This window comes from Pluralibacter sp., from assembly GCF_019237635.1.
Lineage (GTDB): Bacteria > Pseudomonadota > Gammaproteobacteria > Enterobacterales > Enterobacteriaceae > Enterobacter_B.
Genome location: NZ_JAFAGS010000050.1, coordinates 1 through 14,325, shown reverse-complemented (window position 1 = coordinate 14,325; position 14,325 = coordinate 1). Strand labels below are relative to the sequence as shown.

At 55.8% G+C, this 14,325-nt stretch carries 14 protein-coding genes and 1 pseudogene; 7 read left to right on the top strand and 8 right to left on the bottom strand.

Annotated features, from left to right (window positions below):
* Positions 1-354: 354 nt before the first annotated feature.
* Both JO226_RS06075 and JO226_RS06070 read right to left on the bottom strand, forming a co-directional pair.
* On the bottom strand, positions 355-1,332 hold the full coding sequence (locus JO226_RS06075) for a GTP-binding protein (RefSeq protein WP_293534667.1): 978 nt from the start codon (positions 1,330-1,332) through the stop codon (positions 355-357).
* A gap of 125 nt (positions 1,333-1,457) precedes the next feature.
* On the bottom strand, positions 1,458-2,924 hold the full coding sequence (locus JO226_RS06070; protein WP_293534664.1) for a mannitol dehydrogenase family protein: 1,467 nt from the start codon (positions 2,922-2,924) through the stop codon (positions 1,458-1,460).
* A gap of 205 nt (positions 2,925-3,129) precedes the next feature.
* Here JO226_RS06070 and uxuA point away from each other — a divergent pair, with 205 nt between their 5' ends.
* A complete protein-coding gene (uxuA, locus tag JO226_RS06065) occupies positions 3,130-4,320 on the top strand; it encodes a mannonate dehydratase (RefSeq protein ID WP_293534662.1) in 1,191 nt (396 codons plus the stop codon).
* Positions 4,321-4,381: 61 nt separating this feature from the next.
* Here the strand turns inward: uxuA and yeiP are convergent, their stop codons facing one another.
* The gene (gene yeiP / locus JO226_RS06060; RefSeq protein WP_293534659.1) at positions 4,382-4,954 is read right to left on the bottom strand and encodes an elongation factor P-like protein YeiP; all 573 of its coding nucleotides are present in this window, start codon (positions 4,952-4,954) and stop codon (positions 4,382-4,384) included.
* A 133-nt stretch (positions 4,955-5,087) separates the two neighbouring features.
* On the opposite strand from yeiP, the gene JO226_RS06055 reads away from it, so the two are divergent.
* On the top strand, positions 5,088-5,342 hold the full coding sequence (locus tag JO226_RS06055; protein ID WP_293534708.1) for a YkgJ family cysteine cluster protein: 255 nt from the start codon (positions 5,088-5,090) through the stop codon (positions 5,340-5,342).
* A gap of 138 nt (positions 5,343-5,480) precedes the next feature.
* On the opposite strand, the gene JO226_RS06050 is transcribed toward JO226_RS06055, so the two are convergent.
* Positions 5,481-5,813 (bottom strand): DUF1493 family protein, encoded by a 333-nt coding sequence (locus JO226_RS06050; RefSeq protein ID WP_293534657.1) that lies wholly within the window; start codon positions 5,811-5,813, stop codon positions 5,481-5,483.
* Entirely contained in the window at positions 5,813-6,208 is a 396-nt protein-coding gene (locus JO226_RS06045) for an STM2901 family protein (RefSeq protein WP_293534706.1), read from the bottom strand. The genes JO226_RS06050 and JO226_RS06045 overlap by 1 nt, the downstream gene beginning before the upstream one ends.
* Positions 6,209-6,417: 209 nt before the next feature.
* On the opposite strand from JO226_RS06045, the pseudogene JO226_RS06040 reads away from it, so the two are divergent.
* Positions 6,418-6,597: pseudogene (locus JO226_RS06040) on the top strand (YkgJ family cysteine cluster protein); the annotation flags it as partial.
* Here JO226_RS06040 and setB read toward each other — a convergent pair.
* Positions 6,594-7,775: a sugar efflux transporter SetB gene (gene setB, locus JO226_RS06035; protein ID WP_293534654.1), complete on the bottom strand. Its 1,182-nt coding sequence runs from the start codon at positions 7,773-7,775 to the stop codon at positions 6,594-6,596. The pseudogene JO226_RS06040 and the gene setB sit on opposite strands and share 4 nt — an antisense overlap.
* A gap of 370 nt (positions 7,776-8,145) precedes the next feature.
* On the opposite strand from setB, the gene fruB reads away from it, so the two are divergent.
* From fruB to fruA, 3 genes are read left to right on the top strand one after another with little or no spacing between them, the layout of a single operon-like run.
* The gene (gene fruB, locus JO226_RS06030) at positions 8,146-9,276 is read left to right on the top strand and encodes a fused PTS fructose transporter subunit IIA/HPr protein (RefSeq protein ID WP_293534651.1); all 1,131 of its coding nucleotides are present in this window, start codon (positions 8,146-8,148) and stop codon (positions 9,274-9,276) included.
* The gene (fruK, locus tag JO226_RS06025) at positions 9,276-10,214 is read left to right on the top strand and encodes a 1-phosphofructokinase (protein WP_293534648.1); all 939 of its coding nucleotides are present in this window, start codon (positions 9,276-9,278) and stop codon (positions 10,212-10,214) included. The genes fruB and fruK overlap by 1 nt, the downstream gene beginning before the upstream one ends.
* A gap of 16 nt (positions 10,215-10,230) precedes the next feature.
* Complete coding sequence (fruA, locus tag JO226_RS06020; RefSeq protein WP_293534646.1) at positions 10,231-11,922, top strand: PTS fructose transporter subunit IIBC; 1,692 nt, start codon at positions 10,231-10,233, stop codon at positions 11,920-11,922.
* Between the two features lie 100 nt (positions 11,923-12,022).
* Here the strand turns inward: fruA and nfo are convergent, their stop codons facing one another.
* The gene (nfo, locus tag JO226_RS06015; RefSeq protein WP_293534643.1) at positions 12,023-12,880 is read right to left on the bottom strand and encodes a deoxyribonuclease IV; all 858 of its coding nucleotides are present in this window, start codon (positions 12,878-12,880) and stop codon (positions 12,023-12,025) included.
* Between the two features lie 72 nt (positions 12,881-12,952).
* Positions 12,953-14,002: a YeiH family protein gene (locus tag JO226_RS06010; protein WP_293534641.1), complete on the bottom strand. Its 1,050-nt coding sequence runs from the start codon at positions 14,000-14,002 to the stop codon at positions 12,953-12,955.
* Positions 14,003-14,125: 123 nt separating this feature from the next.
* On the opposite strand from JO226_RS06010, the gene JO226_RS06005 reads away from it, so the two are divergent.
* A partial coding sequence (locus JO226_RS06005; RefSeq protein WP_293534639.1) for a LysR family transcriptional regulator occupies positions 14,126-14,325 on the top strand: 200 nt, incomplete at its 3' end.

The following is a 14,325-nucleotide window of genomic DNA, read 5'->3' as shown; positions in this document are numbered from 1 at the left end:
AGCATCAATTCCGCGCGCAAATTAGCCAATTCCTTCAAATCTAAAACGAAAATTGTGTCAGGATGATGACGAGGTGAATAAAAAAGCAGCAATGCGTGTTCAGGAACAGAAAACTATCCCTGATGGATGTTGTTAATTTGTGTTGGTTGATTGTTTGATTTTTGTTGCTTGTTGCGGCGAGAAACGATCAAACAGCGTGATAATGCTGTCGCTCAACGGCATGTCACTCTCCACGACATACCGATTGTTTGGCGCAAGAATAAAAAACCATAGAAATAATCAGGGGAAATAAGAATTATCTCATGAGCAAAATATCAGCAGATAAACGAGGGCGTAAATAAGCGCCCCTTTCGGTCAGCTGACACGGAGTTTCAACAGCGAGGTCTGCAGTACATTCCAGTCAATATCGCCGTCATTAATTAGCTCGATGCGGCTGTCAGGCGGTGCGACATTTTGCGTTTCAATATGCAGGTCCATGCCCTGGCGATTAATACGTACCAGACCTTCTGCAATACGCATAACGCCTTTTACCCGTGAAACCGGCGCCAGACGTGCCCATTCAAGCAGACCGATAGTATCAAACTGGGTATCGGCGTCGAAAATCCAGCCGCAGGCAACATAGCCCTGACCGCTGTTAACGCTGCGTCGCCAGCGCTGGTGGCCCGGGAGGCTTAATGCCGCCAGTCCCTTGTTCGACGGGTGGCTGTGGGCATGGGCGGCGCTTTCCGGCAGCGGCGCAAGGTTGCGACGTGGGAGAGTCAGCAACCCGGCGTCAATATTGCCCTGAGTGGCGTCCACGCGCAGCCGTCCGCCGCCATAGGTTTGCCACCACTGCTCGAAAACCTGCTGGCTTTCTGCCGTCGCTTTATCACGCTTGTTGGCAATGATAACGTCGGCAGCGGCGAGCTGATCGCGGAAATTCTCGTTGCTGACGATTTTTTCATCCAATAACTGACGCGGGTCGAGGACGCACAGCGTGGCGCGCAGGTCGATCCACGGTTCGTAGACCGGCGCGGTCAGGATATCGAGGATCTGTTTCGGATGCCCCAGCCCGGTAGGTTCGATCAGCAGGCGGTCAGGCTTACCCTGGCGTAGCAGGGTGTTGAGGCCGACCTGCATCGGAAGACCATTGATGCAGCACATACAGCCGCCGGGGATCTCTTTGAGCAATGCGCCACTGTCTGCCAGCAACGCGCCATCGATACCGACTTCGCCAAACTCGTTCACCAGCACCGCCCACTTCTCACTGGCGGGTTTCGTCGCCAGTAAATGCAAAATGGAGGTGGTTTTGCCGCTGCCAAGAAAACCAGTAATCAGGTTAGTGAGCGTCACGAAAACTCCCGATGGGGTAAATGTAATAATGTAACAGGTGTGATTTATCCTGGCGAAAAAAGGGAGAAAAGAGAAGTCTTTAATGCGGACAGAAGGGGAATCTGTCCGCTAAATGGCAGGAATCGTTAAGAATTCAGGGCCGCGCTCACCGCCCGGCGGGCGCCGTCGCGGGTCAGTAAAGCCCAGGCGTGCTGCACAGCGGCGGTGAAACTGGCGTTCTGTGCAAGGTCAGCGCCAAAAATCTCCGTTAATGACAGCAGGGCGGTCACCCGGTCCTCGGGCTGGCTGGTCGCCACCCGATGGCGGATTTTTTCGATCAGCGGATCGCGCACATCAATGGCTTCCTGGCGCTCGTCTACGCCGCTAACGTAACGCATCCAACCCGCGACGCCCAACGCCAGCAGCGACCAGTCGCTACCCCGCTGCAGGTGAATCCGGATGCTTTCCAGCATGCGCTGCGGCAACTTCTGGCTGCCGTCCATCGCGATTTGCCAGGTGCGGTGCTTCAGCGCCGGGTTAGAGAAGCGGGCTACCAGGCTGTCGGCATAGTCGTTCAGGTTGACGCCTTTGATGTCAAGCGTCGGCGCCTGTTCCTGCATCATCAGACGGTGGGCGGCGCGGCGGAAATTATCATCCTGCATACAGTCGCTGATGTGCTCATAACCCGCCAGATAACCCAGATAGGCCAGGAACGAATGGCTGCCGTTCAGCATTCGCAGCTTCATTTGCTCCCAGGGCAGGACGTCGTTCACCATCTGCACGCCGGCGATTTCCCATTCCGGGCGTCCGGCGACAAAGTTATCCTCAACCACCCACTGAATAAACGGCTCGCAACTCACCGCGCAGGGGTCTTCCACGCCAAGGTACTGCGCGATTTCCGCAAGCGACTCCGGTGTTGCCGCGGGCACGATACGGTCAACCATGGTGCCGGGGAAGCTGGCGTGCGCGGCTATCCACTGCGCCAACTCCGGTGAGCGTTTTGCCGCCATGCCGAAAACAGCATTTTTCACCACGTGGCCGTTATCCGGAATGTTATCGCAGGACAGGACGGTGAACGGCGACAGGCCGCGTTCGCGGCGGCGGGCCAGCGCTTCTACCAGAATACCCGGTGCCGAGTGGGGCATCGTCGGGTTTTCGAGGTCGTGAAGGATACGCGGCTGCGTGACGTCCAACTGGCCGGTGGCCGGGTCGATGCAGTAGCCCTTTTCCGTGATGGTCAGCGAGACGATGGCGACCTGCGGCTCGCAGAACTTTTCAATAATGGCGGCCAGCGAATCGAGCCTGGCGTTCAGGCACTCATGCACAGCGCCGACCACGATTGCCCGGTTACCGTCCGCGCCTTTTTCCAGCACGGTATAGCGATGATCCTGCTGACGCAACTGGCTCATCAGCACATCGCCGCTGAACAGGCTAATTTCACACAATCCCCAGTCGCCGCCCGTGGTATTGAGCACCCTGTCTGTCAGCAGCGCCTGATGGGCGCGATGGAAGGCGCCGAAACCGAAGTGAACAATGCGCGAGCGCAGTTGTTGCCGATCATACTGCGGCAATTGAACGGTATCCGGCAGGGCGGTAGTGGCGATTGTCTTCATTATATAAACACCTACATAACCATTAATTAACAATGCTCAGTGTAAAGTTATATGACAACAAATTAAATTGGTGTGCCGTATTTATCCCGGGAATGTGAGCTCGATCAATCAATGCTGTGGGGCTGTTTGACCATTACGGAGAAACATGTATGGTAGTCGTCATGGAATTTTGCATTATTGGTATAACAACTTAAGAGGTGTGGCGATGGAACAAACCTGGCGTTGGTACGGACCGAACGATCCGGTGTCTCTTGATGATGTGCGTCAGGCTGGCGCGACCGGTGTTGTCACTGCACTGCACCATATCCCTAACGGCCAGGTCTGGCCGGTTGACGAGATTAAAAAGCGTCAGGCGCTACTGGCGGAAAAGGGACTGACCTGGTCGGTGGTCGAGAGTATTCCGGTTCACGAAGAGATCAAAACTCGCTCCGGCGACTATCAGACCTGGATTGCCAACTATCAGCAGAGCATCCGCAATCTGGCCGAGTGCGGTATTGACACCGTCTGCTACAACTTCATGCCAATCCTCGACTGGACACGCACTGACCTTGAGTATCCGTTGCCGGACGGCTCAAAAGCGCTGCGTTTCGATCAAATCGCCTTTGCTGCGTTCGAACTGTATATCCTCAAACGCGCAGGCGCGCAGGCGGATTATACGCAACAGGAACAGGATCAGGCGCTGGCGTATTTCAATGCCGCAAGTGACGTTGAGATTGAAAAACTGACCCGCAACATCATTGCCGGTCTGCCGGGCGCTGAAGAGGGCTATACACTGGATCAGTTCCGCCAGCGCCTTGCGGAGTATGACAACATCAGCAAGGATCAACTGCGCGAAAACATGGCCGTCTTCCTGCGGGCGATTGTGCCGGTCGCTGAAGAGGTGGGCGTGCGCCTGGCGGTGCACCCTGACGATCCGCCGCGTCCGATCCTCGGCCTGCCGCGCATCGTCTCAACCATTGAAGACATGCAGTGGCTGAAAGAGACTGTCGACAGCATCAACAACGGTTTCACCATGTGCACCGGGTCTTACGGCGTACGGGCGGATAACGACCTGGTGAAGATGATTGAAACCTTTGGCGATCGGATTCACTTCACCCATCTGCGCGCGACCTGCCGTGAAGACAACCCAAAAACCTTCCACGAAGCGGCGCATCTGACGGGCGACGTCAACATGGTGGCGGTGGTGAATGCCATTCTGACCGAAGAGCAGCGTCGGAAGAAGGCAGGCGACCTGCGTCCGATCCCGATGCGTCCGGATCACGGTCATCAGATGCTTGACGATCTGAAGAAGAAAACCAACCCGGGCTATTCGGCGATTGGCCGTCTGAAGGGGCTTGCGGAAGTTCGCGGCGTGGAGCTGGCGTTGAAGATGACCAAATTCCCGGATCTGCTGTAATCACGGCGTTTATCCGGCGGTAATAAAAAAGGACGGTATGCACCGTCCTTTTTTGGTCTTATCAGTCAGCGCGACCCATGTAGCGCTTCTCTTCGATATGAATGCGGATTTTCTCACCAGCGGTCAGGTATTCCGGAACCTGGATAACCAGACCGGTGGTCAGGGTCGCCGGTTTGGTGCGGGAGCTTGCGGAAGCGCCCTTAATACCCGGTGCGGTTTCGACGATTTCTAAGTCAACGGTCTGCGGCAGTTCAAGCGCCAGCAACTGGCCGTCCCAGGTCAACACCTGCATGTCCGGCATCCCGCCTTCCGGGATGAACTGCAGCTCTTCTTCAATCTGGTCTTTGGTGAAGGTGTACGGCGTATAGTCTTCTTTATCCATGAATACGTATTCGTTGCCGTCGACGTAGGAGAAATCAACGAAACGACGGGTCAGGGTCACGGTATCAAGGATATCATCGCCTTTAAAACGCTCTTCCACTTTCAAGCCAGTGCGGACATCGGAAAAACGCATTTTGTACAGCGTTGCTGCGCCGCGGGCGCTCGGGGACTGAATATCAATATCTTTAACAATCAGCAGCTTGCCGTTGTAATTCAGTACCATACCTTTTTTAATTTCGTTCGCTCTTGGCATTGCAGTAATCCTGTTTAACAGAAGTCAAAAATATCGCGTCAAAGTACTCGCGCCAGCCCTTTCAGGCAAGCGGAATTCGCGGGTTTTGCGAAAAGGTGATAAGGTGCTCTGCCTGACTGACGAGAGACCCATCATGGATTGTCGCCCGGACTGTGGTGCCTGCTGTACCGCGCCTTCGATCTCCAGCCCGATTCCGGGAATGCCCAATGGCAAACCGGCGAATGTAAAATGTGTGCAGTTATCGGAAGATAATTTATGTAACATCTTTGGGTCAATCCACCGTCCCAAAGTCTGTGGAAGCCTACTTCCTTCGCTTGATATGTGTCATGCGAATCGCGAAGAGGCTATGGCTTACTTGATTCATCTTGAAAAGCTGACCTCATCATAAAAGTGTTGCTATAAATAATTTTGTGGTGTTTTTTTATAAAAAGTTGCTGTGGAGACTTTTCGTGGTTTCTGTGCGTAAACTCACACCTCATTAGAGCGTGAGAAGCAGAGGGTTCTGCGGGCCAGCTTTTGATAAAAGTCAGCCGAACAACCATTTACCAGCTTCTGCTGACTCTGCAAACATCCTGACAGTGAGCGGTAATCGTGATGACTCCACATTATCCCGCTTGAGCTTAAACCACCGCTGAAAACGTGGTGTATGTTCCCACGGAAAGTACAAAGACCAATTCAAACTATCAAGATCGATATAGAACCTTTCTTTGTACTTCCGTATGGCATCCTCCAGATCATCACGGGGACAATCGAACAGGTCCGAATCCAGTTCTAAAGGGACCTCTTTCCAGTGGCTGTCCAGATAGCCTGGGATCTCTTCACGAAACAGAGATAATACTTCATCGGTGATTGTCGTCATCAGAAGGATGTCCACTGTATGCGATCTTTCGGTCTGGCAATGATATTGTATTTCTCCTGTGTGCGAGTAGAAACCCTGTACAGGCTCATTGACAGTGAAGCCCAGCCCAACCAGGGAACCCACCGAGCAATGACGGCTGCAAGTTTGTTTGATTTCTGCATTCTGACACCAACAGGTGTTGGAATCTGAATACCAAAAGGGACACGTGCATCGCGCATGATGATTCGCGCATACTTTGAGACAACGCTTGTCCCCAATGTAGCCCCTTTGGGCTTACCCCTCGTATCTAACCACGGTTGACCGGAAAGGATGGCTGCACCGGAAACCGAATCTATCCCCAATTCCTTACAGAACTCTTCCAGGAATATGACATTCAATAGCTCTGCTTTGGACAGGTTAGGGTGTCTAAGATGATTTTGGTTAAGGGAAAGGTTTTTTCCGCGAACGTCCTGATAATAAAGGGAATTAGACACAGATCAATTTACATGCAGGAATCAGGAAGTGAACGCCAGATTTATGGGGGAAATAACACTGATAGAAAAGGATGATCCTCCGATGCTAACAGCAGGGATGTAAAATTTAAACAGTGAATAATGATACTCTCGGCAAACCGGCGAACACGCCCTGCATTCAGCTTGATGCGCAGCAGCGTTGCAGGATATTCGGCTCGCCGTTGCGGCCAACGGTGTGCGCCGGGCTTCAGCCGTCTGCTGAGATGTGCGGCGCATCCCGTCAGCAGGCGATGGATTTTCTGATCCACCTCGAACGCCTGACGACGCCCTAAACGTCCTTGATCCGCAGCAAACCGACGCTGGTAGTGATGCACATCGCCAGCGCAATCCAGAACACCGCATGATAGCTCCAGACTTCGGCGACAACGCCCGCCAGCGACCCGGCGATGATCCAGCCGACGCGGGTGGTATTAGTATATAACGTCGTGGCAGCCCCGGCCTGACCGGGCATCAGATCCTGAAAATAGAGCATGCCGATCCCGGCGAGGATCCCAATATAGATGGCATTGAGCGCCTGCATGGTCAGAAGCAGGGCAGGGGTATGCACCGTCAGCATGCCAATATAGAAGAACACCCCCGCCACCACAGCGATACGCATCAGAAAGCGCTTACCAAAACGCTTCGCATAATATCCGGCGATGAGCATGGTCGGAATTTCCAGACCGGCTGCGGTCCCCATCATCAGGCCTGCCAGCTTCTCCGGCAGATGCAGTTCATTAATGATAAACAGCGGCATATTGATGATATACAGGCTGTTGGTGCCCCACATCAGGGTGCAGATGATAAACAACAGCAGCGCATCGCGACGGTTGGTGCGCGGCGCTTCAAGGTGTTTTGCCGTCGTCGCGGGCGTTTTGCGCATGCTGGGCAGGAATATCCACACCATCGCGCCGCATACCACAAACGCAACCGCTGCGCTCAGGTACATCACGGTAAAGCCGAAACCCATCGCCAGCGCGTAGGCCAGCGGCGGACCAATCACCCACGCAAGGGATACCTGCGCACGCAGAATGGAGCTGAACATGACCGCTTCACGCCCGGTTTTATCCGCATGCTCGCGGGCAAGGGCAAACATTTGCGGGTTGGCAGTAGAACCGAAGCTGCTCAGAAAGACGCCGATAAACAGCAGGACAAAATAATTGCGGTTCCAGGCAAACAGAATGCAGGCGAAAACGCCCAGCAAGCAGCAGAACACGATAAGGTGCTTGCGGTCGCCCTGGCGGTCCGAGCGCCCGGCCAGAAACTGGCTGACGAGGATGCCGATGATGGCGCTGCCAGTGAAGAAGAAACCGACCATTGCCGGGCGAACATGCACCTCATTGGTCAGAAACAGGCTTAGTGTCGGCGTCTGTAGCGCCCCGGCGATGCCGGTCAGAAAAGCCACGATTAAAAATGCCGTTGACGTGAGATCAAACCCACGCGGGGGGGCGGCAGCGGTTGTGTTAGACATGTCGTTGAATCAGTCACTCGGGAAGAGGCTGGAGTGTACGCTGGCCGTTCGCAAATAAACAGTTGTTCATATCAATATCCGCACAAAAAAATCAAAATAGCTTTTCATAATAAATATCACTTTTAGCTGAAGTTGCTGAACGATGCGGCTGAATTTGCCTTAAGCGTCAGCAATACGAAGAAAGTGATAATAAAATGTGCAGTGCATCTAACTTCTGCAATCAAAAAATCAACTTTCCTTGCACATCCCGTGATTCAGTCACAGACTTATTGAAACGTTTCAGCGTCATCGGCATATTGTCCCTACATGAAGGTGGCGCTTTTTTTCTCATATTGGCTGAAACGATTCAAATCAGCAGGAGAGGAGAACCATGTTCCAGTTATCTGTGCAGGACATTCACCCCGGTCAACAGGCCGGGAATAAAGAAGAGGCGATTTGCCAGGTTGCGTCAGCGCTGGTGAACGCGGGTAACGTCGCGGAAGGCTATCTGGCCGGTATGCTGGCTCGCGAGCAGCAAACCTCAACCTTTCTTGGCAACGGTATTGCTATCCCTCACGGCACCACGGAGACTCGCGACCAGGTGCTGAAAACCGGCGTGCAGGTTTACCAGTTTCCGCAAGGCGTTGCCTGGGGCGAAGGGCAGACCGCCTGGGTGGCGATCGGCATCGCCGCAAGCTCCGATGAGCACCTTGGCTTGCTGCGTCAACTGACGCACGTACTGAGTGATGATGCCATTGCTGAACAGCTGAAAAACGCAACCACCGCTGAAGAACTGCGTGCGTTGCTGATGGGCGAAAAGCAGAGTGAAGCGCTGAAACTGGATAACGATACGCTGACCCTGGACGTGGTCGCCAGCGATCTGATGACATTGCAGGCGCTGAACGCCGGACGTCTGAAAGAGGTTGGCGCGGTCGATGCCGCATTTGTCGCCAACACCATTACGGAACAGCCGCTGGATCTCGGTCATGGCATCTGGCTGAACGACAGTGCGCAAGGCAATCTTCGTAGCGCTATTGCCGTCAGCCGTGCCGCCCGCGCATTTGACGTTGACGGCCAAACGGTATCGATGCTGGTGACGGTGGCGATGACCGACAGCCAGCCGGTGACGGTGCTGAACCGGCTGAGCGCGCTGTTGCTCGACGATAAAGCTGAACGCCTGCTGAAGGCCGATGCGGCCACGCTGCTGGCGCTGCTGACCAGCGATGACGTTCCGGCGGACGACGTACTGAGCGCGGAGTTTGTCGTGCGCAATGAGCACGGCCTGCATGCCCGCCCGGGCACCATGTTGGTCAACACGATTAAACAGTTCAACAGCGACATCACCGTCACCAACCTTGACGGCAGCGGTAAACCGGCCAACGGACGCAGCCTGATGAAGGTCGTCGCGCTGGGCGTGAAGAAAGGGCACCGACTGCGCTTTACCGCGCAGGGCGACGATGCTGAACGCGCGCTGAACGCGATTGGCGAAGCCATTGCCTCTGGTCTTGGGGAGGGCGTGTAATGAGCAGACGTGTAGCCACGATTACCCTCAATCCGGCCTATGATCTTGTTGGGTTCACCCCAGAAATTGAACGCGGCGAAGTGAACCTGGTACGTACCACTGGCTTGCATGCGGCGGGTAAAGGCATCAACGTGGCGAAGGTGCTGAAGGATTTAGGGATTGACGTTACCGTGGGCGGTTTCCTTGGTAAAGATAATCAGGACGGGTTTCAGCAGCTGTTCAGCGAACTGGGCATTGCCAACCGTTTTCAGGTGGTGCAGGGCCGTACCCGTATCAACGTGAAGTTGACGGAAAAAGACGGCGAAGTCACCGACTTTAACTTCTCCGGTTTTGACGTCACCGCAGCGGACTGGGAGCGCTTCGTTAACGACTCCCTGACCTGGCTTGGACAGTTCGATATGGTTTGCGTCAGCGGCAGTCTGCCGGTAGGCGTCAGCCCGGAAGCCTTTACCGACTGGATGATCCGCCTGCGCAGCCAGTGCCCGTGCATCATCTTCGACAGCAGCCGTGAAGCGCTGGTTGCTGGTCTGAAGGCCGCGCCGTGGCTGGTGAAGCCGAACCGCCGCGAGCTGGAGATCTGGGCGGGTCGCAAGCTGCCGGAAATGAAAGATGTCATTGACGCCGCTCACGCGTTGCGCGAGCAGGGCATTGCACACGTGGTTATCTCGCTGGGCGCAGAAGGCGCGCTGTGGGTGAACGCATCCGGCGAATGGGTAGCCAAACCACCGTCGGTTGAGGTGGTGAGTACTGTAGGCGCAGGGGATTCGATGGTTGGCGGTCTTATCTACGGCCTGCTGATGCGTGAATCCAGTGAACATACGTTACGCCTGGCAACCGCGGTGGCTGCACTGGCCGTGAGTCAGAGTAACGTTGGTATTACCGATCGTACCCAGTTGGCCGCGATGATGGCGCGTGTTGACTTACAACCTTTCAACTAACCGCAGGAGAGGCATAATGAAAACGCTGCTGATTATCGATGCCGGGCTTGGTCAGGCGCGCGCCTATATGGCGAAGACCCTGCTGGGTGCGGCTGCGCATAAAGCTCGCCTTGAAATGACGGATAACCCAAACGATACCGAACTGGCTATCGTGTTGGGTACAGCGCTGCCTGTGGACAGCGCGCTGAACGGCAAACAGGTGTATCTCGGCGATATTAATCGCGCCGTCGCGCATCCAGAGCTATTCCTCAGCGAAGCCAAATCCCATGCCGCTATATACAGCGCGCCGGCAACGACGCTCGCGCCGTCGACCGTCGGAACCGGCCCTAAACGTATTGTGGCCGTGACCGCTTGCCCGACGGGCGTTGCGCATACCTTCATGGCGGCAGAGGCGATTGAAACTGAAGCGAAAAAACGCGGCTGGTGGGTAAAAGTCGAAACCCGCGGTTCTGTTGGCGCCGGGAATGCGATTACGCCGGAGGAGGTCGCTCAGGCCGACCTGGTGATCGTCGCGGCGGACATTGAGGTCGATCTGGCTAAATTCGCCGGTAAGCCGATGTACCGTACCTCCACCGGTCTGGCGCTGAAGAAAACCGCACAGGAGTTTGAGAAAGCGCTGGTGGAAGCCGCGCCGTATCAGCCGTCCGGTAATGCGCAGGCGGCGAAAGAGGGCAAAAAAGAGGCGGGCGGCGCCTATCGCCACCTGCTGACCGGCGTCTCGTATATGCTGCCGATGGTGGTAGCGGGCGGCCTGTGCATTGCGCTCTCCTTTGCGTTTGGCATCCAGGCGTTTAAAGAGCCGGGCACTCTGGCGGCGGCGCTGATGCAAATCGGCGGCGGTTCCGCGTTCGCGCTGATGGTGCCGGTGCTAGCGGGCTATATTGCCTTCTCCATTGCCGACCGCCCGGGTCTGACGCCAGGCCTTATCGGCGGTATGCTGGCGGTAAGCACCGGTTCCGGTTTTATCGGCGGGATTATCGCGGGCTTCCTTGCGGGTTACGTTGCAAAACTTATCAGCACGAAAGTGAAGCTGCCGCCAGCCATGGAAGCACTGAAGCCCATTCTGATCATTCCGCTGTTTTCAAGTCTGATTGTCGGCCTGGCGATGATTTACCTTATCGGTAAACCGGTTGCGGGGATCCTGGAAGGCCTGACGCACTGGCTGCAGACCATGGGCACAGCGAACGCTGTCCTGCTGGGCGCTATCCTCGGCGGTATGATGTGTACCGATATGGGTGGCCCGGTCAACAAAGCGGCCTATGCGTTTGGCGTCGGCCTGCTGAGTACGCAAACGTACGCGCCGATGGCGGCCATCATGGGTGCCGGTATGGTGCCGCCGCTGGCGCTGGGTCTGGCGACTATCGTGGCGCGTCGTAAGTTCGACAAAGCGCAGCAGGAAGGGGGTAAAGCGGCGCTGGTGCTGGGTCTGTGCTTTATCACCGAAGGGGCGATTCCGTTTGCGGCGCGTGACCCGATGCGCGTACTGCCTTGCTGTATCGTCGGCGGTGCGGTAACGGGCGCCATCTCCATGGCGATTGGCGCGAAGCTGATGGCGCCGCACGGCGGCCTGTTCGTCCTGCTGATTCCAGGCGCGATTACCCCGGTGTTGGGTTACCTGCTGGCTATCATCGCCGGTACGCTGGTTGCCGGTCTCTCTTATGCGGTGCTGAAACGCCCGGAAGAAGAGGTGGTGGCGAAAGCGGCCTGAGTTCATCATCCGTATCACCAGGGGCAGAGTGGACTCTGCCCTTTTTTATTTTCGGCCTTAATGTTGTTTCTTCGCGCTCTTCTTCTCCCGGTCGTTCATCTCAGGCCGTCGCCTCTTTCGTCTGCTGTGCTTTTAACCAGGCGATTTCTTCCGCCCAGATATCCGGGTTAATGGTTTCCAGCACCAGCGGAATACCGTCAAAGCGGTTGTCCTGCATGATCCAACGGAAGGCGTCGTGGCCGATATTCCCTTCGCCGAGACTGTGATGGCGGTCAACGCGGCTGCCAAAGGCGCTTTTCGCATCGTTAAGGTGCATGCCGCGCAGGTACTGGAAGCCGACGATGCGTTCAAACTCCGCGAAGGTCGCCGTGCAGGCCTCGGCGCTGCGCAGGTCGTAGCCTGCAGCAAAGGCGTGGCAGGTATCAATGCAGACGCCGACGCGGGATTTATCTTCCACGCCGTCGATGATCGCCGCCAGATGCTCAAACTTAAAGCCGAGGTTGCTGCCCTGGCCGGCGGTATTTTCGATGACGGCGGTAACGCCTTCGGTTTGCGCCAGCGCAATGTTGATGGATTGCGCAATGCGCGCCAGGCACTCCTCTTCCGGGATCTGCGTCAGATGGCTGCCCGGGTGAAAGTTCAGCAACTGAAGCCCCAACTGCTGGCAGCGGGTCATCTCATCAATAAACGCCTCGCGGGATTTCTCCAGCGCCTCTTCCAGCGGGTGGCCGAGGTTTATCAGGTAGCTGTCGTGAGGGAGGATCTGCCCGGGGCCATAGTGATACTTCTCGCAGGCGGCTTTGAAGTCGTCGATAACTTCTGGCGTAAGCGCGGCAGCGCGCCACTGGCGTTGGTTTTTGGTGAACAGGGCAAAGGCGGTGGCGCCGATCTCGGCGGCACGAATGGCGGCGTTTGCAAGACCGCCGGAGGCGCTGACGTGCGCTCCAATGTATTTCATAAAGACTCCTGTTAAACCCGCCAAAGGGGAAATGCTAATGATAGCGGGTTAACAGGAACAGGATATAGCGGTTTATGCCAGAAGGGTGTGAACCACGACGTTAATCAGACCGCCGCCGACAATCAGCCAACCGAACAGCACCAGCGCCATCAGCAGCGGTTTAGCGCCCGCTTTTTTCAGCGCGCTGACGTGGGTGGTCAACCCCAGCGCCGCCATCGCCATGGCCAGCAGGATGGTATCCAGTGTGACCAGCATATCCACGATGCTTTTCGGCAGCAGGTGGAAAGAGTTGAAAACCGCGACCACGATAAACAGGATGGCAAACCACGGAATGGTGATTTTGCTTTTCTCGGCGCCGTTGGCTGGCGCCAGTTGCTTCACGCGAGCCGCCAGAATCAGCAGGAACGGCGCCAGCATCATTACGCGCAGCATTTTGGCGATCACCGCCGCGTTTTCCGCGTCCGGACTGACAGCATGACCTGCCGCCACCACCTGCGCCACTTCATGCATGGTGGAACCCATGTAAATACCGTAGGTTTCCGGGCTGAACCAGTGCGCCAACAGCGGATACATCGCCGGGTACAGGAAGATAGCAATGGTACCGAAGATGACCACTGTCGCCACGGCGACGGTGACCTTGCTGGCTTCGGCTTTCACCACCGGCTCCGTCGCCAGTACCGCCGCCGCGCCGCAGATGCTGCTACCTGCGCCGATCAGCCAACTGGTGTGTTTATCGAGGCCGAATACCTTCTGACCAAGAAAACTGGCCAGAATAAAGGTGCTGGAGAGCGTCAGTACGTCAATCAGGATGCCGCTGACGCCAACATCAGCAATTTGCGCGAACGTCAGGCGAAAGCCATAAAGAATGATGCCCAGACGCAGTAAATGCTGTTTGGCGAACAGGACGCCGCCGTCGCAGGGCTGCCAGATTTTGGGGTAAACGCTGTTGCCGATAACCATACCGAACAGAATAGCCAGCGTCAGGGCGCTGAAGCCCGCGCCTGCCACCGCCGGAATGCTGCCGCCCCACAGCGCGGCGCCGGTGATAATGGCGGTCAGCGCAAGGCCAGGGACAAAATGCCAGAGTGTACGTCGATGTCTATTGAGGGTGAGTTCAGTCATAACCTTCTCCTTTTACTGTGTAAAAGGTTACGCCGCTCTGGTTTAAATATAAAATTGATTATATGTTTATAATCAATCGAAATAAGTAATATATCTGTCACACTTCACTTCTGGGGTATCCCTATGCATATCACGCTACGACAGCTGGAGGTCTTTGCTGAAGTGCTGAAAAGCGGTTCAACGACGCAGGCCTCGCAGATGCTGGCGCTGTCGCAGTCGGCGGTCAGCGCCGCGCTGACCGATCTTGAAGGTCAGCTCGGCGTTCAGCTTTTCGACCGCGTCGGCAAACGTCTGGTGGTCAACGAGCATGGGCGGCTGTTGTA

What these genes read in the sequence shown, in the direction of transcription:
- JO226_RS06070 (WP_293534664.1), bottom strand. Translation starts at nt 2,924, where the DNA reads ATGAAGACAATCGCCACTACCGCCCTGCCGGATACCGTTCAATTGCCG.
- uxuA (WP_293534662.1), top strand. Translation starts at nt 3,130, where the DNA reads ATGGAACAAACCTGGCGTTGGTACGGACCGAACGATCCGGTGTCTCTT.
- yeiP (WP_293534659.1), bottom strand. Translation starts at nt 4,954, where the DNA reads ATGCCAAGAGCGAACGAAATTAAAAAAGGTATGGTACTGAATTACAAC.
- JO226_RS06055 (WP_293534708.1), top strand. Translation starts at nt 5,088, where the DNA reads ATGGATTGTCGCCCGGACTGTGGTGCCTGCTGTACCGCGCCTTCGATC.
- JO226_RS06050 (WP_293534657.1), bottom strand. Translation starts at nt 5,813, where the DNA reads ATGACGACAATCACCGATGAAGTATTATCTCTGTTTCGTGAAGAGATC.
- setB (WP_293534654.1), bottom strand. Translation starts at nt 7,775, where the DNA reads ATGTCTAACACAACCGCTGCCGCCCCCCCGCGTGGGTTTGATCTCACG.
- fruB (WP_293534651.1), top strand. Translation starts at nt 8,146, where the DNA reads ATGTTCCAGTTATCTGTGCAGGACATTCACCCCGGTCAACAGGCCGGG.
- fruK (WP_293534648.1), top strand. Translation starts at nt 9,276, where the DNA reads ATGAGCAGACGTGTAGCCACGATTACCCTCAATCCGGCCTATGATCTT.
- fruA (WP_293534646.1), top strand. Translation starts at nt 10,231, where the DNA reads ATGAAAACGCTGCTGATTATCGATGCCGGGCTTGGTCAGGCGCGCGCC.
- nfo (WP_293534643.1), bottom strand. Translation starts at nt 12,880, where the DNA reads ATGAAATACATTGGAGCGCACGTCAGCGCCTCCGGCGGTCTTGCAAAC.
- JO226_RS06010 (WP_293534641.1), bottom strand. Translation starts at nt 14,002, where the DNA reads ATGACTGAACTCACCCTCAATAGACATCGACGTACACTCTGGCATTTT.